The following is a 21,323-nucleotide window of genomic DNA, read 5'->3' as shown; positions in this document are numbered from 1 at the left end:
GTTTTTTTCGCAAACAGGGCTTTTAATAAAGACAGTCAATTCTCTTGACATTTTCCTTATAAAATATAATTAATCTTATTTCTGGCTGTACAATAAAGCGCCTGGGAGGAAAATGAATGCTAAACTGTTGGGGGATACATACGAAAAAGTCGGTAGCTGCACTGATAGCGACTATGATGTTGGCAGTTAGTGGGGGGACGGCGATGGCCGCCGAGAAAGACACGCCAATTAAAAATGTAATTATTCTTATTCCAGATGGGATGGCTAACGACGCCACTGCACTGGCTAGATGGTATAAAGGGTCTTCCTTAACGCTAGACAGCATGGCAAGCGGTATGGTGCGCACACATTCTGCCGATGCTCCGATTGCAGATTCTGCTCCGGCAGGAACTGCTTTTGCCACAGGATATAAATCACATACGGGCTATGTAGGCGTCCTTCCGGACGAAGCGACCATGCCTGGACAACAACCTATCACAGCAGGCGACGCCAAGAAGCCTGTAGCCTCCATTCTTGAGGCTTCCAAGCTGGCAGGTAAATCTACAGGAATCATTGCGACTTCGGAGATTATGCACGCCACTCCGGCTGATTTCACTGCCCATTACCCTGACCGTAAAAATTATGATGCACTCAGCATGCAGCAAGCCTATAACGGTGTTGATGTTGTGCTGGGTGGCGGTGGTAAGTTTCTGGAAACAGCCGAGCGTAAGGACGGGCAGGATTTGATCGCTCAAATTAAAGACCAGGGCTATGACTTTGTCACAACACCTGAAGGGTTAAAAAATTCGACCTCCAGTAAGCTCTGGGGCAGCTTCGCTCCGGAAGCCCTTGCGTACGATCTGGATCGTGATGCATCGAAGGAACCTAGTCTGGCAGAGATGACATCGAAAGCTATTGATATCTTGTCCAAAAACGACAAAGGCTTCTTTTTGATGGTCGAAGGCAGTAAAGTGGATTGGGCAGCGCATGCAAACGACCCAACGGGTATTATCAGTGATGTGCTTTCATTTGACGATGCGGTGAAGGTCGCTTTGGACTACGCCAAGCAGAATCAAAATACGGTTGTTGTAGCAGTAACAGACCACGGAAACGGCGGATTGACGATTGGCAGTAGTAATACCACAAGCAATTACGACAAAACGCCTTTAGCTTCTTTTATAGATCCGCTCAAAAAAGCGAAGCTGACGGGCGAAGGATTGGAAACCAAGCTGAATGCAGATCGCAGCAACATTAAAGATGTATTGTCGGCGTATTTTGGCATTACGGATTTGACGGATGAAGAAGTGAAAACGATCAAAGAAGCCAAAGAGGGCAGCATGAATTATGCTGTTGGACCGATCATTAGTAAGCGCGCGAATATCGGCTGGACGACAGGTGGGCATACAGGTGGGGATGTCGTGTTGTACACATATGCGCCAAATGGAGACCGTCCATCCGGTGTAATCGACAACACGGACGTCAATAAATATATGACACGTGTACTGGGACTGAATCTGGATACGGTGAGCAAGCAGTTGTTTGTTCCTGCGAAAACGGCCTTTGAAGCTAAAGGAGCGAAATTTACGGCGGATACGAAGGTCATTACGGTGACTAAGGGCAGCAACAAGTTGGAGCTTCCTGTATACAAAAACGTCGCTACGCTCAACGGTAAACATTCCACGCTCAACGGTGTAGTCGTATTTAATGGCGTTGATTATTTTGTACCACAGCAAGCGATTGATTTGATTCAATAAAATAAACAGAACGATCAACAGAGCTGTTTCTTCCCTAAAATGAGGAGGCAGCTTTTTTGCGCCGCTTTTGTGCTGCTTTTTGTGCTTGGGTAATTATGTATTTTTTGAGGCAGAGAGTGGAGATGAAATTTAGTGAATGGGATATTCTGTGAAACTAATCACGTTATATCTCCGCTGATATTGCTAGAATTATAATTGTACGATACAAGCTGCTGACGAAGTGAAGTCCGGATGGACGAGGGAAGAAGGGATGAGTCACGGACGAATTATTACTGCGTCTGGCTGACGGCAAGGAATGGACGCATACGGAAATGACAAGGCTGCTGGCACGTCTGGATGAAGATCCAATCGTGCGGGCCCAATTACGGGAGCTGGCAGCTCGCACAAAAATGGAGCGTTATGGCAAGGGTGTTTTTTTACGGGGATTAATTGAATTCTCCAGTATATGTCGTCAGGATTGCATGTACTGTGGGCTGCGTGCCTCCAACAAACAGGCAGATCGCTACCGATTAAAGCCGGAAGAAATTCTGGCCTGCTGTGCGGAGGGATACGAACTGGGTTATCGCACGTTTGTACTGCAAAGCGGTGAAGATACCTGGTTTACGACGGCCAGACTGACGAAACTGATTCGGGAAATTAAAAGCCGTTTTGCAGATGTGGCGGTTACACTGTCCATTGGTGAACGGGATGATGAAACGTATGAGCTATTATACGAGGCGGGGGCAGACCGTTTTTTGCTGCGTCATGAAACAGCTTCACCTCGTTTGTACGCCAAGCTGCATCCAACAATGACGATAGAAAGCAGGCGCAGTCGTTTACTGGCACTGCAGCGAATCGGCTTTCAGATCGGGGCCGGATGTATGGTGGGACTGCCGGGACAAACCAACAGTGAGTTGGCAAACGATCTGGTCTATTTGCATAGTCTGAGCCCGGATATGATCGGGATTGGTCCTTTTTTACCGCATAGCAACACGCCGCTCAGGGATGCCAGTCAGGGGAGTATGGAAAAGGCGCTGGATATGATTTCGTTGTCCCGATTGGTCGTTCCGGATGCGCTCATTCCGGCATCTACGGCGATGGGGACTATTCACCCCCAAGGCAGGGAAAAGGCGCTTCAGGCAGGGGCAAATGTGGTTATGCCCAACTTGTCCCCGCTGGCGGTGAGGCCCAAGTATGCGATTTATGAAAATAAAATATGTTTGGGCGATGAGTCTGCCCAATGCCGACATTGCCTGGAGCTGCGAATCCGTGGAGCTGGTTTTGAGGTGGACATGGGACGAGGTGACAGCTTAAAGGCCCAGCGACAGTTTATGAGACAGGAAACCTAGAGAGGCTATGACGACAACAAATGCAGTAATCATAAATAAGGAGATGGGTATACGTGAGTGGAGTACGGGAGAAAGTGTCGGCGGATTTTATTAATGAAGTAGAGATTATGGCGGCAGTGGAGCAGGGGAAACAAGAGGCAACAGATCGAAAACGTATTTTGGAAATTCTGGAAAAAGGCAGAGCCTGCCGGGGATTGAGTGCAAGTGAAGCAGCGGCTCTTTTACATGTGGATGATCCTGAATTATTGGAAGAGATGTTCAGATCATCACGTGAGGTAAAAGAGCAGATTTACGGCAACCGGATTGTGCTGTTCGCTCCGCTATATGTAAGCAACTACTGCGTTAATAACTGCGAATACTGTGGCTACAAGCATACTAATGACAGCTTTCCCCGCAGCCGCCTGACACCAGAGGAACTGGTCGAGGAAGTTAGAGTGCTTCAGGAAATGGGTCACAAACGGCTTGCACTGGAAGCAGGGGAGGACCCTGTCAATTGTACTATTGATTATATCGTCGATTGTCTGCGTCAGATCTATGATATAAAGGTGGACAACGGGAGTATTCGGCGGGTTAACGTTAATATCGCTGCAACGACGGAGGAGGATTACCGGAGGCTTGTGGAGGTTGGGATCGGTACGTATATTTTGTTTCAGGAAACGTATCATCGCGAAAGCTACCGCAAATATCATCTTCAAGGGCCAAAAAGGGACTATGATTGGCATACCACCGCAATGGACCGAGCCATGCGTGCAGGCATAGATGATGTGGGGATCGGTGTGTTGTACGGTCTGTACGATTTCCGCTATGAAACCGTAGCGATGCTTAAGCATGCCGAGCATCTGGAAGAAGTGTTTGGCTGCGGCCCTCACACGGTTTCTGTTCCCCGGCTTCGTCCGGCTGAAAATGTGGACCCGGAACGCTATCCGTATTTGGTGAGTGACGAGGATTTTATGAAAATTGTAGCGGTTCTTCGGCTGGCTGTACCTTATGCGGGAATGGTCCTGTCTACGCGCGAGGAGTCGGAATTCAGGGACCGTGTCATTGGTTTGGGTGTATCGCAAATCAGTGCTGGTTCTGCTACCGGTGTAGGGGCATATGCAAGAAAAGAGACGAATGATAAGCCTCAGTTCGAGGTCGGGGATCATCGCTCGCCGATGGAAATTATCAAAAGTCTGTGCCGTGGCGGATATATGCCAAGCTACTGTACAGCTTGCTACCGTGAGGGACGGACCGGAGATCGCTTCATGGAGCTTGCCAAATCCGGACAAATTCACAATGTGTGCCAGCCGAATTCGCTTCTGACCTTTCAAGAATATCTGCTGGATTATGGGGATGAGGAGGCACGTGAGCTGGGTGCTGCCGCTCTGCGAGAGAACCTGGAGCGCATACCACGTGAATCGACACGCCGTTTGACGCTTGACAGACTGGAACGACTGGAAGCAGGCGAGCGTGATCTATATTTCTAGTAATTTTTATTTCTGGTAATTTATATTTTGGTAACAGCATTACACGATATAGAGATTCTCATTATTTATATAATAGATGTGGAAAATAAAAAGCAGTCGCGTTGGAACCAGCGCGGCTGCTTTTGTGTGTCTGGAGAAAAAAATATTAATGATGAGATCCTTAGGAATAATTGCTGGCCTCAACAGCTTGCTCCCATGCCAGCATAGCAGATGGAAAGCATTCAATAGCACGGGGAAAGACCCCCTGTACATAAGCGATAAAAATACCGTAGTTCACAATCGGAACCCCTGCGGCTTTCGTTTCCGACATTCGATGAAGCATTGTACGCCGATTGAGCATGCAGGCACCGCAATGAATAACCAGTGCATACTCGCTCAGATCGTCAGGAAAGCTGGAGCCGGATGCATGCTCGATAATGAGGCGTTTGCCTATGGTTTGACGGAGCCAGCGGGGAATTTTCACTCGACCGATATCGTCAGATTGGCACTGGTGCGTGCAGGCCTCGGCTATGAGTACGCGGTCTCCATCCTTGAGTCGATCAATGGCTCTTGCGCCTCGCACCAACTCGTCAAGATCGCCTTTATGACGGGCAAACAGGATGGAAAAGGAGGTAAGGGGCACATCCTTGGGCGTGTCTGCCGCTACCTTCATAAAAACCTGAGAATCGGTAATGACCAAGCGAGGCTTACTTCCCAGTCGCTCCAACGTCAACCGTAATTCATGCTCTTTGGTCACGACTGCGATGGCATCGCTCTCCAGTGTATCGCGGATGGTCTGCTGCTGCGGCAGGATCAATCGACCCTTCGGTGCGGCTTTGTCGATGGGAACGACCAGCACGACAATATCGCCGGGTGACAGCAGATCACCGACAATGCGAAAACGATCCTCGTTTTGGGGGAGGGTACCAGTGATAGCCTTTTTCAGTTCCGCATCTCCCCAGCGCATAGAGGCACTGAAAGGAATCAACGTGAGATCCAGTTCAGCCTGCAGCGTTGTGATCGTTTGTGCTGATTCAGGAAGGGTATCGACTTTATTTAATACCCCGATGACAGGAATCTTTTTGGTGCGGAGCTTTTCGAGCAGCTCGTGCTCGAAGGTTCCGACTCCCACAGTAGCGTCGATAACCAGCAGCGCTAAATCGGTACTGTTTAGTATTTGTAGCGTTTTGTCACGACGCAGTGCCCCGATCTCACCCTCATCGTCCAGTCCGGCGGTATCCACCAGAACGATGGGGCCTGCAGGGAGTAGCTCCATCGGCTTAAAAACCGGGTCCGTAGTCGTTCCTCCTACAGGAGATACCACAGCGGCGGGCTGACCGGTCAAGGTGTTCAGAATACTGGATTTACCCGCGTTGCGGCGACCGAGCAGGGCGATATGTGGTCGGTTGCTACGCGGGGTATCATTCATTCCCATGGTGAGTTCCTTCTTCCTGCCCCGGAATTCCGGGCTTGGTTACTGTATAAGGATGGCACAATTGCTCAATCCGTGAGCGTGTCAGTAGGCCGCGCTCCTCTGCAATATCCTCTGGTGTGCGACTCTGTGCAATAGCTGCTGATGCAATGGAGGCAGCTTCATCATAGCCAAGCTCCGCGACCAGCGTGGAAGCCATCACAGCTGAGTTGCGCAGATTTGCAGAGCAGCGTTCCTCATGTACGACCAGGCCGCGTACACACCGTTCCGTGAACAATTGAACGGCATTGCTGAGAATTTGCAGCGATTCCAGCAGTGATTCGGAAATCAGCGGCAGGAACGCGTTCAGCTCCAGCTGTCCGGAGGCAGCAGCCATCGTGATAGCCGCATCCTCCGCTATCACGCGCATCGCTGTCAATCCGGCCATTTCAGCCATCACCGGATTGACCTTGCCAGGCATAATAGAGGAGCCAGCCTGGACCGGAGGCAGCGTGTATTCCCCGAGACCACCGAAAGGACCAGAGGCCAGCAGGCGAAAATCGCCAGATATTTTAAGCAGGTTCACGGCGGCAGATTTGAGCAGACCCGATACCTCCACGAAAACATCCATATTCTGGATCGGATCCATGGGGTGGTCACTGCGACATAGCCCCAACCCAGTCTCGTCCGCCAGCTTTTCGACCATCCGGTAGCTGTAAGCGCGAGGCGCATTCATACCTGTGCCAATTGCCGTGCCGCCAATAGGAATTTCTCGCAGCCGTTCTTCAGCTTTGTAGAGCCGCCAGCGGTCACGTGCTATGGCCTTGGCGTAGGCACCGAAGCCTTGCCCGGCCATCATGGGCAGGGCATCCATCAGCTGTGTGCGACCCAGCTTGAGCAGGTCGGCATATTCCATTTCTTTATTCTGCAAAGCCTCCTGTAACGAAGACATGGCGTCACATAAAGGCCGAAGCAGCCGTATCGCTGCAATTCGCAGCGCTGTAGGATAGACATCATTCGTAGACTGGCAGCAGTTGACATCATCGAGAGGATGTACAAGCTCGTACTGTCCGGGATGACCCCCAAGCTGTACGATGGCCAGATTAGCAATGACTTCATTCACATTCATATGGGTACTAGTGCCGGCGCCGCCTTGCAGGGCATCGACAGTGAACATATTTTGGTACCGTCCGGCGAGTAATTCGTCGCAGGCATTGATAATGGCAGCAGCACGGTGGGCAGAAAGTCGTTTCTGCTCACTGTTCACTTGAGCGGCTGCTTTTTTGACCAACACAAGAGCCTGAATCAGTTGTTGGTTCACGGGCCTGCCACTGACTGCAAAATTGTTCATCGCGCGTGCCGTGTGAATACCATAAAAGGCATCCGCAGGAATTTCCATGTCTCCTAGCGCATCCCGTTCAGTACGCGTATCTTGGGCCAGAGGAGAAGATGGGTTCATTGACCCGTCGCCGGAATGCGCGTCATATGCAGCAGCTGACGTGCACTTGCAGCGCGTTTCTCCTCAACCCGGGCATGAACGAGATCTGGCTCGACCAGCTTGAGGGCTTTTGTTGGGCATTTTCCAATGCAGGCCGGGCCGCCGTCCACACCTTCGCACAGATCACATTTGCTGGCAATCATGCGCTCTTTGGGTTGCAAACGGCCTGACATATTGGTGTACAGTCCGTCCTGTACAACAGGCTGCCCGTCTTTATATTGGGGCACCATGGTAATTGCGCCGTATGGGCAGGCGATCATACAGGTTTTACAGCCAATGCAGCTTTCGCTGTTAATGAGAATGCAGCCATCTGCGTTCGTAATGGAGCCGTTCGGACAAGCGTTGGCGCATGGGGCGTCCTCGCAGTGACGGCACTGCACCGGTGCGGTGACTCCAAATGATTTGATGACCTTCAGACGAGGGTGAAAATGAAACTCGTCATCCGGCGAGATAAAAGGGTTATTCGTTGAATGTGCGATAACACATGCGATTTCACAGGTACGACAGCCGATACACTGATCGGGATCAGCTAAAACAAAACGATTCATACAACTCGACTCCTCTCTAACTAACGACAAAATATAATTTCTACTGACTAACCTTATGTGTATAACGTACTAATGAAGGGAGTAATCGTTATTCTCTTTAGTGGAAACATCACGGCTGCGGCTCTGCTTGCCGGGTCCGCGTTTGTGAAAGGTCGTGTGCAGCAGATGATGCGATACATGACCTAGCGGCTCACCCAGGAATTCATCATAAAGCTTGATGATAAAAGGGTTCTCATGCGATTTGCGCACCTGAGATGCAGCGTCATGTCCATAGATGGACGATTTACGCGCACGATAAGCCTCAATTTTTTGTTTTTCTAACATGAGCTTGGGTTGCCCACCTCCACTGATACATCCAGCAGGACAGCCCATTACCTCAATAAAATGATAATCACATTCACCCGCCTGTACACGATCCAGCAGCTGATAGGCATGCTGCAAACCGGCGACGACCGCCACCTTGAGGTTCAGCTCGCCGACCTGAACCTCGGCTACACGAATGCCTTCTTCGCCACGTACAAAATCCAGTTGGAGCTTTGGCAGCTTCTCATTCGTCAGCAGCTCGTAGCCTGTACGGATGGCAGCCTCCATTACCCCTCCAGTTACACCAAAAATAGTGCCCGCTCCTGAATATTGTCCTAACGGGGAATCGAACTCTTCATCGGGCAGGCTCATAAAATCAATTCCGCTCTGCTTAATCCAGTATGCAAGCTCACGCGTTGTCAGTACCTCGTCCACATCACGGTAACCGTCAGATTCCATTTCGGGACGATCGCATTCAAATTGTTTACAGGTACATGGCATGATTGCAACGCTGTAAATATTCGCAGGCTCCACCTTATCCAGCTGCGCACCATAAGTTTTGACTAGTGCTCCCACCATTTGCATAGGTGATTTGCAACTGGATAGATGGTCCAGCAGATCGGGATATTCTATCTCCGCAAAACGCACCCATGCTGGACAGCAGGATGTGAACATTGGCAACGGTCCGCCCTCGGTCACGCGGCGAATCAGCTCGGTGCCTTCCTCCATGATGGTTACATCAGCTCCAAAGTTCGTATCATATACCCGATCGAAGCCAAGGCGGCGAAGGGCTGCGGCCATTTTGCCTGGCGTCAGCGTACCGAATGGCATGCCAAATTCCTCCGCAAGTGACACACGAATAGCCGGAGCGCATTGGACGATACGAAGCTGTCCTGGTTTCTTCATCATGTCAGTTACCTTGTTTAGGCTATAGCTATAATAGGCAGCGAACAGTGGTTCGCCGATGTTGGCAGGCATATCGCGTTCAAGCATACGCTCCTGCCGTCTGATGGCGGCTTCCTGTGGAGATACATCCGCCCAATCTGATGCGTATACACTGCATATTTGTACACATTGACCGCAAAAAACACAGCGGTCTGCGTTCACAGTTTGCGGTTCTCCCGGCAGCCCTTCTATGGCACCTACCGGACAAACTCCCGCGCAGCGTCTGCATCCAGTGCACAGCGTAGGGTCGATATGAATGACAGGGTCTGTATGATCAGTCGCCTCCATACAAGGAGGAGAAAAGATCTTGTCTGTTGTAGTTGACATATTTTTCTACCTTTCTGCGGGCTGATTTTGACCTTACAAGCGCGGGAAAAAGACTTCCTTACGACGCTCTGGAGGCGAGTCGACTATGCCTTTGACCAGCCGTAGCACATGATTTGGACAGGCCTCTACACAGGCAGGCTGTCCGTCTGTAGTTTCTGCGCACAAATCGCATTTGCTTGCCGCAGTACGGGGAAGGGCAGCTCGATTTGCACGGTGAGTCAAACCGGACTGTGTCACGACGTGTCCGGCCCGATAGACTGGAGACACCTCAATGGCCCCGAAGGGGCAGGCCAAAACACAGGAAGTACAGCCGATGCACCGTTCCTCATCAATCATGACCACGCCGTCCTCCTGACGAATGGCCTGCACCGGACAGGCATGTGCGCAGGGGGCATTTTCACAATGCCGGCATTGCACCGGCACATACGTATCCCCGGCGCGCACAACATACACCTTGGGGACGACAGGTACGCTGACGGTTCCGACCGAGGCGCCAATGCCGCCCGCCTGACTGTGAACGGCGAAGCACGCCAGTTCACAGGCTTTGCAGCCAATACATTGCCCACCGTCTGCGACTACGAAGGAGGAGGCAACAGTGCTTGTTCTATCTGCTGCTCCCATTCTACTCAACGGACGGTGTAGCGTGTCCCGTGCGCCGCTCATCTCGTCACCTTATCAGCCAAAACAGCTTCATGGACGTTCATCTGTCTACGAATCCGTTGGTATGATTCATGTACATCACGTTCAGCCTGAGCTTGGTCGGCAATCCGTTCCAGACGGATGGCACAGTATTTTAATTCCGGGGTTTTGGATACCGGATCGAGAAAATCAGCGGTCAGCTCATTACATGCTCCAACCCACCAGTGATAAGTCATGTAGGTCGCCCCTTTTTGTACACGATCACTGATTTGTGCCCGGGCCATAATGCGTCCACGACGGGAGGATATGGCGACAATTTCGCCATCCAGTATATTCAGATCTGCTCCGTCTTCCGGGCTAATCTGAATAAAGCCAGGCTCATCAGACAGCTGGCGCAGCGCACGGCAATTGCCAGTCATGGTACGCACGGAGTAATGGCCTACCTCGCGAACTGTAGACAAGACAAGCGGATATTTTGCATCCGGTTGTTCTTGTGGTGGGCGCCATTCGCAGGCGAATAATCGGCCTTTACCACTAGGCGTGGAAAATTGATTGCCTTTGTACAAATACGGTGTGCCTGGATGATCCTCTGTAGGGCAGGGCCATTGCACGCCGCCTTGTTCCTCCATTTTTTGGTAGCTGGCACCAGCGAATAATGGGCTGAGGCTCCGCATTTCATCCCAAATTTCCTCCGTATTTGCATAGGACATAGGGTAGCCCATCGCGGTAGCAACCTCGCTAATAATGGCCCAGTCTGGCTTAACATCGCCCTGCGGCTCGACGGCCTTGCGGATGCGCTGGAAGCCCCGGTCTGCCGAAGAATATACACCGTCATGCTCGCCCCAGGCAGTAGAAGGGAGGATGACATCGGCGTGCAGCGCCGTTTTGTTCATGAAAATATCCTGCACCACGACAAATTCCAATTGGTCTAGCGCTTCACGTAACTCGGCGGCGTTCGGATCACTTTGTACAGGGTCCTCGCCGAAAATATAATAAGCTTTCAGCTTGTTCTCCTTCAGGATGAGGTGTGGCACCTCCGTAAGTGGATATCCTTTTTTACGCGGCAGCTCAACACCCCATGCTTTTTCAAATTTTTTGCGAACGGCGGTGTCCGTTACATCCTGATAGCCAGGATACACATTCGGCAATGCGCCCATGTCGCAGGAGCCCTGAACATTGTTTTGTCCCCGTACAGGTCCAATACCCACATTCGGCTTGCCCAGATTTCCGGTTAACAGTGCAAGGGAAGCAAGCCCTTTCACCACGTCAACGGCCTGTGAAAATTGACATACGCCCATTCCATACAGAATGGTAGCGGTAGGGGCCTTCGCATATTCCCTCATAGCTGCCCGAATGTCAGCCGCCTTGACCCCCGTAATGCCTTCTGCATATTCGGGCGTATATTTTTTAATGCTTTCTACATATTCGGCGAAACCTTCTGTATTTGCTTCCACATATCGTTTGTCGTACAGTCCTTCATGCACAAGCACATGACCAAAGGCATTTACCAAAGCCATGTTTGAACCGCCTTTTAGAGGTAGCCACATATCTGAAATGCGTCCAGTTTCAGTCATGCGCGGATCGCATACAATAATTTTGGCACCTCTTTGCTTGGCAGCGACAATGCGTCTTGCGACGATCGGATGGGTTTCAGGTGCATTATATCCAAACACGAAAAGAAGATCAGAATGTTCAATTTCAGGAATAGAGTTGGACATGGCTCCATCCCCAAGTGAATATGTCAAACCTGCCACTGAAGGTCCGTGACAGACACGGGCGCAATGGTCAATATTGTTTGTGCCAATGACCGCCCGCATGAACTTTTGCATAACATAATTGGCTTCATTTCCCGGACCGCGTGCCGAGCCCGTTCCCATAATGGAGTCAGGTCCGTATTTTTCCTTAATTACAGACAGCCGTTCGGCCGTATATTGAATGGCTTCCTCCCACTCCACTTCCTCCATGACTCCATTTTTGCGAATCATAGGCTTGCGCAAGCGTGCAGTCAGAATCTGCGGGTCATTCAGATAATCCCATCCATAGTGTCCTTTCAGACACAGCGTGCCTTCATTTGTACGACCATTAGCCGGCTCTGCGCCAATTACCTGTCCCTTGTCTACCAGTAAATTAAGCTGGCAACCGCTCCCGCAGTAGGGACATACTGTTAATACCTTGTCTGCCATGTGTGCAGCACCTCTTTTTATATGAAATAGATGAAGCTCGTAACATGAAAAAAAGCCAATACAAAAATGCCGCTTTACGCTGCATCCTGTACTGGCTTATCCGCGAGCGAGGAGACAAGCTCCTTCCCGCTAATCCAACCGGTGTATGTGTTGTAGTTCAAGAGTAATGATAATATGTCCGTCTCCATGGACGGAGGGGCAGACCTCCCAGGTGTAAGTGAAGGGACTGCCGAGTGTTTTTTCCGCTTCGCTCATAAACTCCTTTTCCAGATAGGGACGAAGGACGTTCCAATATTCCCTGACCTTGTCCTCGGCCCCTTCATGAACGAGAATTTCAGACAGGTTGGACAAGGTGCCTCGAATTTCTACCGTAATCCGGAGCGGCGAATCCAGTGAAACCTTAACGTTATCTGGCCCTTTTCCCCGGTAATGCTTAACAATGCATACGGCTAGCTTCCTTATGCGCTCACGGTATTCCCATTCGGTATTCAACATCTGGACACTCCGCTTCGAATCAAAATAAAGGCGTGCTTGCCGCGCATGCCAGACAGCCTGTGTAGCTGGTTTGGGGCAGGACGTAACTGTTCCGACCAAAGTGGTCTGCCCAGCACGGCGTATCACCCCTCTATGGTAGAACAGGTTGACCCGGAAAGATGTGAAATTCATTACACCTAACCAAAAATTTACATAGTTTATATTGTAGATAGGTATACTGGGTATTTGGTGGAAGCTTACTGCTAAAGTAGGTCATTCTCATTCCTAACAAGCAAGAGAGTTATAAAAAGCATTATCCGTTTTTTATTGGCCGATCATGTATTTCGTGAAGCTGAGCGTTTTCTTTTTATTCCCGATAGGTTGTTTGATCAATCTTTATCAGGTGCTAAGGTAAATAAGAAAGAAATCATGCACCTGATTTTTCGCTGGTATTTTCGTACGAGAAAAACTGAACATCTTCATCACCTCTTTCATAGCATATAGCATTTGATAAAGAAAGGTGGCTGCTGATGGAAATACCTATAACAGGATTCGTTGTTCATTCCGACGATTCCAATTCCAATCATTCGCATAAGCTTTTTATTACTTCGTGGGACGGAAGACCAGTTAATGTTCATGTTCACCCTTTTAAAGGTAATACTTCGTTTGATGTTGGGCACTATCACCATTACGCTGGAGTAACACAACCAGCTCCAAGTGGTGTTCCGCATGTTCATCATTATTATGCAGAGACATCACTTAACGATCAACATACGCACATTATTAGAGGAACGACAGGACCCGCAATTCAAATGGCAGGTGGCGGGCATTACCACCAATTTGAAGGGTATACAACGGTAAACGGCAGAATCCCTCACGCTCATAGGTACGGTGGAAATACTGGAGATGAGGAAGGATACCGTTACCAGTCCAATTAAAAAAACTCATCCCCATACCTATAGGGCTTTGACTGCTAGAATGCCTAATGTAGTAATGAATGATATGGGGGTTATCACCTTAATATTACAAAAGGATGAGCTGCTATAGCTTTGTCCTTTTTTTTGTACTTCTATCGGTACGCTACAGCAACTCAGCAGCCTGAAGCAGGCGTAATGCCTACGATGAGATATCAATAACAACCTCATCTTCCTCATCTATAACTTTCTAAGCGTGCTTATAGGTGAAGACTATCACTTCTATAGATATCATATCTTAGACCAATCAAATATGTCATGGTATATTGTTGACATCCAAGAGAGAGCTGTATAGCTTTTCTCCACTAGTTCGAAAAACACAGGGGTGAATGTTGATGAGTAAAAAGACCATGTTCGAGAAAATTTGGGATAACCATGTCATCTATCAAGAAGCGGGAAAGCCGAGTATTTTGTACATTGATCTTCACTTGGTCCATGAGGTAACCTCGCCGCAGGCGTTTGAGGGGCTTCGTCTTAGCGGACGCAAGGTGCGTCGTCCAGAGCTTACATTTGCAACAATGGATCATAATGTACCGACATTTGATCGCTACAATATTACGGATCCGATTTCCAAACAGCAGATTGATACCTTAACTCAAAATTGCCGCGATTTCGGTGTTACACTGTATGATCTGGATACCATTGATCAGGGTGTCGTTCACGTTATGGGACCTGAACTTGGTCTGACTCATCCGGGGAAAACGATTGTTTGTGGTGACAGCCATACCTCCACACACGGTGCGTTCGGGGCGCTTGCTTTTGGTATCGGAACAAGCGAGGTAGAGCACGTGCTGGCAACACAATGTCTCCAGCAGGCGAAGGCAAAAACGATGGAAGTTCGTTTTGTAGGCCGCCGCAAACCAGGTGTAACAGCAAAAGATATGATTTTGGGCGTCATTGCTAAATATGGCACAGATTTCGCTACAGGCTATGTTATTGAGTACACAGGCGAATCTATTCGCGAATTGAGCATGGAAGAGCGTATGACGGTGTGCAACATGTCCATAGAAGGCGGAGCTAGAGCCGGCATGATCGCGCCAGATGAAACCACCTTCAATTACTTGCGTGGACGTGAGCATGTAGCGCAAGGATCTGCTTTCGAGCAGGCGGTTGCTGAGTGGAAGGAACTTGTTACAGATGAAGGCGCTGAGTTTGATGTTGTGCTGGAATTTGACGTGGATTCCTTAATTCCGCAAGTAACTTGGGGCACCAGCCCAGGTATGGGTACAGATATTTCTTCAAACGTACCAATTCCGGCAGAATTGCCGACAGAAAACGAACGTAAAGCGGCTGAAAAAGCCCTTGAATATATGGATTTGAAGCCAGGCACACCGATCACGGATATTGAGATTGACTATGTGTTTATCGGCTCCTGTACTAATGGGCGGATTGAAGATTTGCGCGCTGCGGCTGAGGTTGCCAAAGGCTACCAGGTTTCGGACAGAGTAACGGCAATCGTCGTACCAGGTTCAGGTCGTGTGAAAATTCAGGCTGAACAAGAGGGACTGGACGTTATTTTCAAGGAAGCAGGTTTCGAGTGGCGTGAAGCGGGATGCAGCATGTGCCTTGCGATGAATCCGGACGTGCTCCAACCGGGACAGCGTTGTGCGTCTACCTCTAACCGTAACTTTGAAGGTCGTCAGGGACGCGGAGGACGGACTCACCTCGTATCTCCGGCAATGGCAGCCGCTGCCGCGATTCATGGACGTTTTGTCGATGTACGGGATTGGAAATTCAAGCAGGAAGAAGTAGTCCGCTAGGATACAGAGGAGGAATTTACGATGGAAGCATTCACAACTTTAAAAGGAATCGTAGCGCCTGTGGATCGGGTAAACGTGGATACGGATGCTATTATTCCTAAGCAGTTCTTGAAAAGAATCGAGCGCACGGGCTTTGGACAGTTTTTGTTTTATGAATGGCGTTTTGATGAGGCGGGTAATATCAATCCTGAATTTGAACCGAACAAGCCTCGCTATGAAGGGGCATCTGTGCTGATTTCTCGTGCCAACTTTGGTTGCGGCTCTTCCCGTGAGCATGCGCCGTGGGCGATTATGGACTATGGGTTTCGCTCTGTAATCGCACCGTCTTTTGCGGATATCTTCTATAATAACTGTTTTAAAAACGGTATTTTGCCGATCAAGCTGTCTGAAGAGCAAGTAGAGGATTTATTTCAGCGTACGGCGAAGCATGATAGATACCAATTGAACGTAGATTTGAACGAAAAAACAATTACTGATGATTATGGTTTGCATATTGATTTTGATCTGGATGAGCATCGTCGTCAATTCCTGCTGCAAGGTTTGGATGACATTGGCTTAACGCTCCAGCATGAAGCTGAAATTCTAGCTTATGAACAAAAACGTGCTGCCAAGCAAGGCGCATAACCATCATTTGAACAGAAAGTCCGTAAATGGCAATTCTTTTGCCTGCGGGCTTTTTGTTATTTTTAAAATTAAATTGGTAAATAAGGGGTTGACGGCTCGACTGAGCATGGTATTGTAAAAGTAAAATGGTTGAGAACTATACCTATGCAGGAGCACAAAAATATTACATATATAAGTTAGGGGAATGAGCATGAAAAAATATGGTTGGGTGATATTGGCAGCTATCCTAATCTGGTTGTGGCCATCCTCTACTCATGTGAATGCGGCTGAAGCAGATTTGTTTTTGGACGGCAAAAGGATGGAAGCGCCTGCAGATGCAAAGCCTGAAATGGTCAATGGAAAAGTCATGGTACCGCTTCGGGTAGTGGGTGAGCAGCTTGGATATCAATTCAAATGGGAACCACAAGCCTATAAAATCTCAATTCAAAAAAATAATATGGATATGTCCATGTATGTAGGCCGTACATCGGCTGATGTGAATGGAAAAACAGTTAGTCTGGATGCGCCTCCTGTTCTGCGTGGTAACTCGACGATGGTTCCGTTGCGTTTTGTCGGAGAACAAATGGGACTAAACGTAGATTGGAATAATAAAAGTAAATCCGTAAACCTTAGTCAAAAGGCCACAACTTCACAAACAGATCAGAAGGCCGATTCGCAAAAAACGTCAACACAGAATACGACCAGCAAGCAGACGGAGACTGCACTTTCACCGCCCAAAGATCAGAATGCAGAGAAGCCAAAAGCAAATACGTTGCTTGTGCAGGACATCACTTTTGAACATGAAACATTAAAAATTTCTCTGAATAAGGCTATAACCCCCAAAGTGTCGAAAATGACGGGGCAGGACCGCATTGTTGTAGATTTACCAGAGGCCTCACTGGCGTCTGATTTTTCCAAGCTGTTCCCGGTTCGTAAGGATGGCACACGGGCTTTGACGAACAGTGACAGCGAGGATGTGCAGGAGATCAGATTCGCTCCTGCAGATGGACAAAATGGAGGCGTCCGTGTCGTCATTGCCTTGAACCAAGCACGTGATTACGATCTTTCAACAAATAGCACGGGTGAAATCACCCTCCAATTGCGTGAACGCAGTGAGAATCCGGTAGACACACCAACTCATGTCGAAGAACGCCGGATTGTCGTAATTGATCCTGGTCATGGTGGCAAGGACCCTGGAGCAGCCAGTGTGACAGGACGACGTGAGAAGGAATTTACATTGGCTGTAGCATTAAAGGTTCAACAGCTTTTGCAAAATGACCCAGCTATCCAGGTCATAATGACCCGCAATGGAGATACATATCCAACCCTGGATGAACGTCCCCAGCTTGCGAATGATCAACAGGCAAGCGTGTTTGTTTCCATTCATGGCAACAGTATGCCAGCCTCCAATAACGGAAAAGCCAATGGGTCTGAAACCTATTATGCACGTCAGGAAAGTTTAAGCCTAGCAACGTTGATGCATAAGCACCTTGTAGCAGCTACCGGGTTTAAGGATAATGGCATTAAGGTGGCAAACCATGTGGTAACAAGAAAATCGCAAATGCCGGCGGTACTGCTGGAGTGTGGTTATCTGAGTAATCCGTCTAATGAAGCAGCCATGTTCACGGAAGAAAAACAGGACATGATTGCGCAAGGGATCGTCGGCGGATTAAAAGAGTATTTTGCAACGGAAACGGGGACAACGGAATCGTTTAACGAAGTGATTAATTAAGTGATTAATTAAGTGATTAATTAAGTGATTAATTAAGTGATTAATTAATATAGTTAGAAAAGCTACTTTCTACCTTTGTGGAAATCATGAAGGTGAAAAGTGGCTTTTTTAATATTTTTGACGATGACTATTGATGGGAAGCGAATGAACTATTTTTTTAGCCATAATTCGACAAAAATAGTTCTTAGGCACGTATATTTCTGTTATGATGGAATATATTCGCAACTTTTGGTGTGGAATAACGTCTAAAAGGTTGTCTGATATTACATAAGCGCGTATATCAGGTCGCCGCACCGGAGCATGTGGCAAAAAAAATATGAATGGAAGGGTGACGAATGAAGAAATTTGGTTTTTTGTTGTTATTATTTGTCTTCATGTGGGCGGTTCCGGGTTATGGACATGCGGCTTCGAGTGGAACGCAAATCTATCTCGACGATCAACAGTTAAATGTCCCTAGTAATGCTAAGGCACAAGTGATAGGCGGAAGCACAATGGTTCCGCTACGCGTAATTTCTGAAAATTTAGGATATGACGTGACATGGAAGCAGCAGGCGCGAACCATAACGATTGAGAAGGACAGTACCTCGATCCGAATGAATATCGGAAGTAAGACGGCGACTGTCAATGGAAGTGACATTAGTCTGGATGCTTCGCCTCTGCTGCGTTCCAATTATGCCCTTGTACCGCTTCGTTTTATCGGGGAGCAAATGGGACTGGACGTAAAATGGGACAGTAGCTCCAAGTCCGTAAAATTATATACCCGCAGTAGCGGGTCTGGAAACGGGGAATTTACCCCTCCGAAATCCGGGAATAACAGTTCAAGTACAGGAAGTGTAACTGCACCAGCTAATAATGCGAGCACAGGTGTTACGCCAGTGCAGGAAATCAGTTTCAGTCAAAATCGTTTAACCATCACAACCGCGAGTACAGTCAAGCCAAAAGCATTCACGATGACAGCTCCTGATCGGGTTGTTGTGGATTTGCCAGCAACGGCGTTCGCTGACAATTTTGGAAACCAGCAGAAGCTGGACAACAACTTGAATGGTTCACTGGACATTCAGAATGAAGCGGATGTGTCCGGTATCCGTTATGCTTTGTTCCAAAAGGAACCTTCTACGGTCCGTGTTGTTATTGATTTGAAGCATGCTATGAACTACTCGACATACAATGATGGATCCAATCATGTTATCGTCGATCTGGCATCCAAGGATTCAATTAATACAACGCCTGATGCCACGCTGCCAGATGGTTCAACACCAGATGATACACAGACATCACCAGTGAACAGTAGTGGTAAAAAGGTCGTTGTTATTGATGCAGGTCATGGAGCAAAAGATTCTGGAGCAGTTGGGGCCTCAAGAAAAAATTATGAGAAGGCCTTCAACCTGGCTATGGCTTTGAAAGTAGAAAGCATCTTAAAGCAAAATCCCAACCTTGAGGTCATACTGACACGCAGCGACGATACATTCCTGGAGCTTAAAGAGCGAGTAAAAGTAGCTGAAAATGTTCATGCCAACGTATTCGTGTCCATTCATGCTAACAGCAGCGGCAGTTCAGCTTCCAACGGTACAGAGACGTATTACCAGCGGAGTGCCAGCAAAGCGTTAGCCAACGTTATGCATAAGTACTTTGCTCCTGCGACAGGTCTGACAGACCGAGGCATTCGTTATGGCAATTTCCATGTGATTCGGGAAACGACTATGTCAGCCGTTTTGCTTGAGGTGGGATATTTGAGTAATGCAAAAGAGGAAGCCACACTGTTTGATGAAGATTTTCAAAACCGGGTAGCTCAGGGGATTGCAGATGGCATCACAGAGTATCTTGGTGTAAAATAAATCTTCAACAAGTCGCTTGCCAACGTAAAGCAAGGAGGGGGACATATGAACAAGAAAATTGTAATCGCAGGTTTGCTGGCACTGTTTGCCATAGCAGGTGCAGGCTGTGCCTCCAAGCAGACAGCTGCTCCGACTCAGGAGACACAAACACCTGCTGCACCACATAGTACGTCTGAGCAAACGGCCCCTGATCCATCGGCTCAGCCTACTGAAAATAACGGGGCGGCTCAGACCCCGACATCCCCGTCAACGGAACATACAAAAACCAAGACGGAAACGGAAAAATCAGGAGATCATCAAACGCAGCAGATCACAGTCTACTACACAGATACTCAAGAGAATGGCTTAAAAGAAGAGAAAAAGGAAATTACCTACCCAAGCGAGCTAGAAAAATACCAAAAGGCGTTTGAAGCTCTGCAAAAAAGTGGGAATTCTACTCTGATACCGCTGTGGTCGGATAAAATTTCCGTGCATAAGATCAAATTGGATAACGGAGCATTGACCTTTGATATTTCTTTGCCGGACGAGGCACGTTTGGGTGCTGGTGGCGAGGAATTGGCTATTGATGCCTTAAAGAAAACGATGTTCCAATTCAATGAGATCAAAACACTGGATTTGCTCGTAGATGGTCAATCTCTGGAATCCTTAATGGGGCACGTAGATTTGGATCATCCAATGAGCCGTTAACAGATCAGATGGTAGGAAAATTTCTTGGCAAATTGCACACTTTTCTCGTGCAATTTGTGACAGATAATGATAATATAGGAGTGTATTTCTCGCCTATGCAGGCAGTCATGCACAAATAGTATTCGTTTCTTTCCGGATGATTATTTAGAGTGACCGTCTTGATGCGGGCTATCCCGTATCAGGACGTTTTTTTTGGTGGGAGGTAGAATTCCGTGAATGCAGCAACCGCACGTCATATATTGGACACCATCGGTACGATGTATCCGGATGCCCATTGTGAGCTGAACCATGACAATGCTTTTGAATTAACGATTGCCGTGTTATTGTCGGCTCAGTGCTCCGATCAGATGGTCAATAAAGTAACGGCAGACCTGTTTCAAAAATACAAGACACCCGAGGATTATTTGGCTGTTCCCATTGAGGAACTGGAGCAGGATATTCGCAGAATCGGCTTGTACCGAAACAAGGCCAAGCATATTCATAACCTGTGCCGTATATTGATAGACCAGTACGGGGGAGAAATACCGTCTGAGCACGATCAACTGGTCAAGCTTCCCGGTGTTGGGCGCAAGACGGCTAATGTCGTCGTATCTACCGCTTTCAATGTGCCGGCTATTGCAGTGGATACGCATGTAGAGCGCGTTTCTAAACGACTCGGCTTTGCAGGATGGGATGATTCTGTGCTTGAGGTGGAAAAAAAGCTGTTGAAAAGAGTTCCTAGGGATGAATGGTCTTTGACCCACCACAGGCTTATTTTTTTCGGTCGCTACCATTGCAAAGCTCAAAACCCTCAATGTCAGGTATGTCCATTACTTGATGTGTGCAGGGAAGGCAAGAAACGTATGAAAACGTCTCTTATCAGAAAAGATAAGGAACGTAGAGCTTAAAGACCCATATT

At 48.3% G+C, this 21,323-nt stretch carries 17 protein-coding genes and 1 pseudogene; 11 read left to right on the top strand and 7 right to left on the bottom strand.

Annotated features, from left to right (window positions below):
* The first annotated feature begins 116 nt into the window (after positions 1-116).
* The 3 genes from GCU48_RS26000 (at position 117) to hydG (ending at position 4,527) form a co-directional block, all read left to right on the top strand.
* Entirely contained in the window at positions 117-1,733 is a 1,617-nt protein-coding gene (locus GCU48_RS26000) for an alkaline phosphatase (RefSeq protein ID WP_152381976.1), read from the top strand.
* 311 nt (positions 1,734-2,044) lie between these two features.
* Positions 2,045-3,061: a [FeFe] hydrogenase H-cluster radical SAM maturase HydE gene (gene hydE, locus GCU48_RS25995; protein WP_152381975.1), complete on the top strand. Its 1,017-nt coding sequence runs from the start codon at positions 2,045-2,047 to the stop codon at positions 3,059-3,061.
* 53 nt (positions 3,062-3,114) lie between these two features.
* The gene (gene hydG / locus GCU48_RS25990; RefSeq protein WP_152381974.1) at positions 3,115-4,527 is read left to right on the top strand and encodes a [FeFe] hydrogenase H-cluster radical SAM maturase HydG; all 1,413 of its coding nucleotides are present in this window, start codon (positions 3,115-3,117) and stop codon (positions 4,525-4,527) included.
* A gap of 160 nt (positions 4,528-4,687) precedes the next feature.
* On the opposite strand, the gene hydF is transcribed toward hydG, so the two are convergent.
* The 7 genes from hydF to GCU48_RS25955 form a co-directional block, all read right to left on the bottom strand.
* Positions 4,688-5,941, bottom strand: a complete 1,254-nt coding sequence (hydF, locus tag GCU48_RS25985) for a [FeFe] hydrogenase H-cluster maturation GTPase HydF (protein WP_152381973.1) — start codon at positions 5,939-5,941, stop codon at positions 4,688-4,690.
* Positions 5,928-7,376 carry an aspartate ammonia-lyase gene (locus GCU48_RS25980; RefSeq protein WP_152381972.1) on the bottom strand — a complete coding sequence of 483 codons (1,449 nt, stop codon included), beginning with the start codon at positions 7,374-7,376 and terminating at the stop codon, positions 5,928-5,930. Before GCU48_RS25980 ends, hydF begins: the two co-directional genes overlap by 14 nt.
* Positions 7,373-7,963, bottom strand: coding sequence for a 4Fe-4S dicluster domain-containing protein (locus tag GCU48_RS25975; RefSeq protein ID WP_152381971.1), 591 nt, complete (start codon positions 7,961-7,963; stop codon positions 7,373-7,375). Before GCU48_RS25975 ends, GCU48_RS25980 begins: the two co-directional genes overlap by 4 nt.
* 69 nt (positions 7,964-8,032) lie before the next feature.
* The gene (locus tag GCU48_RS25970; protein ID WP_244315970.1) at positions 8,033-9,538 is read right to left on the bottom strand and encodes a [FeFe] hydrogenase, group A; all 1,506 of its coding nucleotides are present in this window, start codon (positions 9,536-9,538) and stop codon (positions 8,033-8,035) included.
* 33 nt (positions 9,539-9,571) lie between these two features.
* Complete coding sequence (locus GCU48_RS28745; RefSeq protein WP_152381970.1) at positions 9,572-10,201, bottom strand: 4Fe-4S dicluster domain-containing protein; 630 nt, start codon at positions 10,199-10,201, stop codon at positions 9,572-9,574.
* The gene (gene fdhF, locus GCU48_RS25960; protein ID WP_152381969.1) at positions 10,198-12,360 is read right to left on the bottom strand and encodes a formate dehydrogenase subunit alpha; all 2,163 of its coding nucleotides are present in this window, start codon (positions 12,358-12,360) and stop codon (positions 10,198-10,200) included. The genes GCU48_RS28745 and fdhF overlap by 4 nt, the downstream gene beginning before the upstream one ends.
* Positions 12,361-12,489: 129 nt before the next feature.
* Entirely contained in the window at positions 12,490-13,026 is a 537-nt protein-coding gene (locus tag GCU48_RS25955) for a hypothetical protein (RefSeq protein ID WP_244315968.1), read from the bottom strand.
* A gap of 111 nt (positions 13,027-13,137) precedes the next feature.
* Here GCU48_RS25955 and GCU48_RS29470 point away from each other — a divergent pair.
* From GCU48_RS29470 to nth, 8 genes and pseudogenes are all read left to right on the top strand, one after another.
* Positions 13,138-13,269 (top strand): annotated as a pseudogene (locus GCU48_RS29470) (DUF2935 domain-containing protein); the annotation flags it as partial.
* A gap of 95 nt (positions 13,270-13,364) precedes the next feature.
* Positions 13,365-13,772, top strand: coding sequence for a YmaF family protein (locus GCU48_RS25950; RefSeq protein ID WP_025715577.1), 408 nt, complete (start codon positions 13,365-13,367; stop codon positions 13,770-13,772).
* 371 nt (positions 13,773-14,143) lie between these two features.
* On the top strand, positions 14,144-15,568 hold the full coding sequence (gene leuC / locus GCU48_RS25945) for a 3-isopropylmalate dehydratase large subunit (protein ID WP_152381968.1): 1,425 nt from the start codon (positions 14,144-14,146) through the stop codon (positions 15,566-15,568).
* Between the two features lie 21 nt (positions 15,569-15,589).
* Complete coding sequence (gene leuD / locus GCU48_RS25940; protein ID WP_152381967.1) at positions 15,590-16,192, top strand: 3-isopropylmalate dehydratase small subunit; 603 nt, start codon at positions 15,590-15,592, stop codon at positions 16,190-16,192.
* Positions 16,193-16,382: 190 nt separating this feature from the next.
* On the top strand, positions 16,383-17,903 hold the full coding sequence (locus GCU48_RS25935) for an N-acetylmuramoyl-L-alanine amidase family protein (RefSeq protein ID WP_152381966.1): 1,521 nt from the start codon (positions 16,383-16,385) through the stop codon (positions 17,901-17,903).
* 335 nt (positions 17,904-18,238) lie between these two features.
* Positions 18,239-19,738 carry an N-acetylmuramoyl-L-alanine amidase family protein gene (locus tag GCU48_RS25930; protein ID WP_152381965.1) on the top strand — a complete coding sequence of 500 codons (1,500 nt, stop codon included), beginning with the start codon at positions 18,239-18,241 and terminating at the stop codon, positions 19,736-19,738.
* Positions 19,739-19,783: 45 nt separating this feature from the next.
* Entirely contained in the window at positions 19,784-20,425 is a 642-nt protein-coding gene (locus GCU48_RS25925; protein ID WP_152381964.1) for a GerMN domain-containing protein, read from the top strand.
* A gap of 212 nt (positions 20,426-20,637) precedes the next feature.
* Positions 20,638-21,312 carry an endonuclease III gene (nth, locus tag GCU48_RS25920; protein WP_152381963.1) on the top strand — a complete coding sequence of 225 codons (675 nt, stop codon included), beginning with the start codon at positions 20,638-20,640 and terminating at the stop codon, positions 21,310-21,312.
* Positions 21,313-21,323 lie beyond the last annotated feature (11 nt).

Source organism: Paenibacillus brasilensis (genome assembly GCF_009363115.1).
In the GTDB taxonomy this organism is placed as follows: domain Bacteria; phylum Bacillota; class Bacilli; order Paenibacillales; family Paenibacillaceae; genus Paenibacillus; species Paenibacillus brasilensis.
Note: the sequence above shows the minus strand (reverse complement) of the source record. Positions and strands in the feature narration are given on the sequence as shown.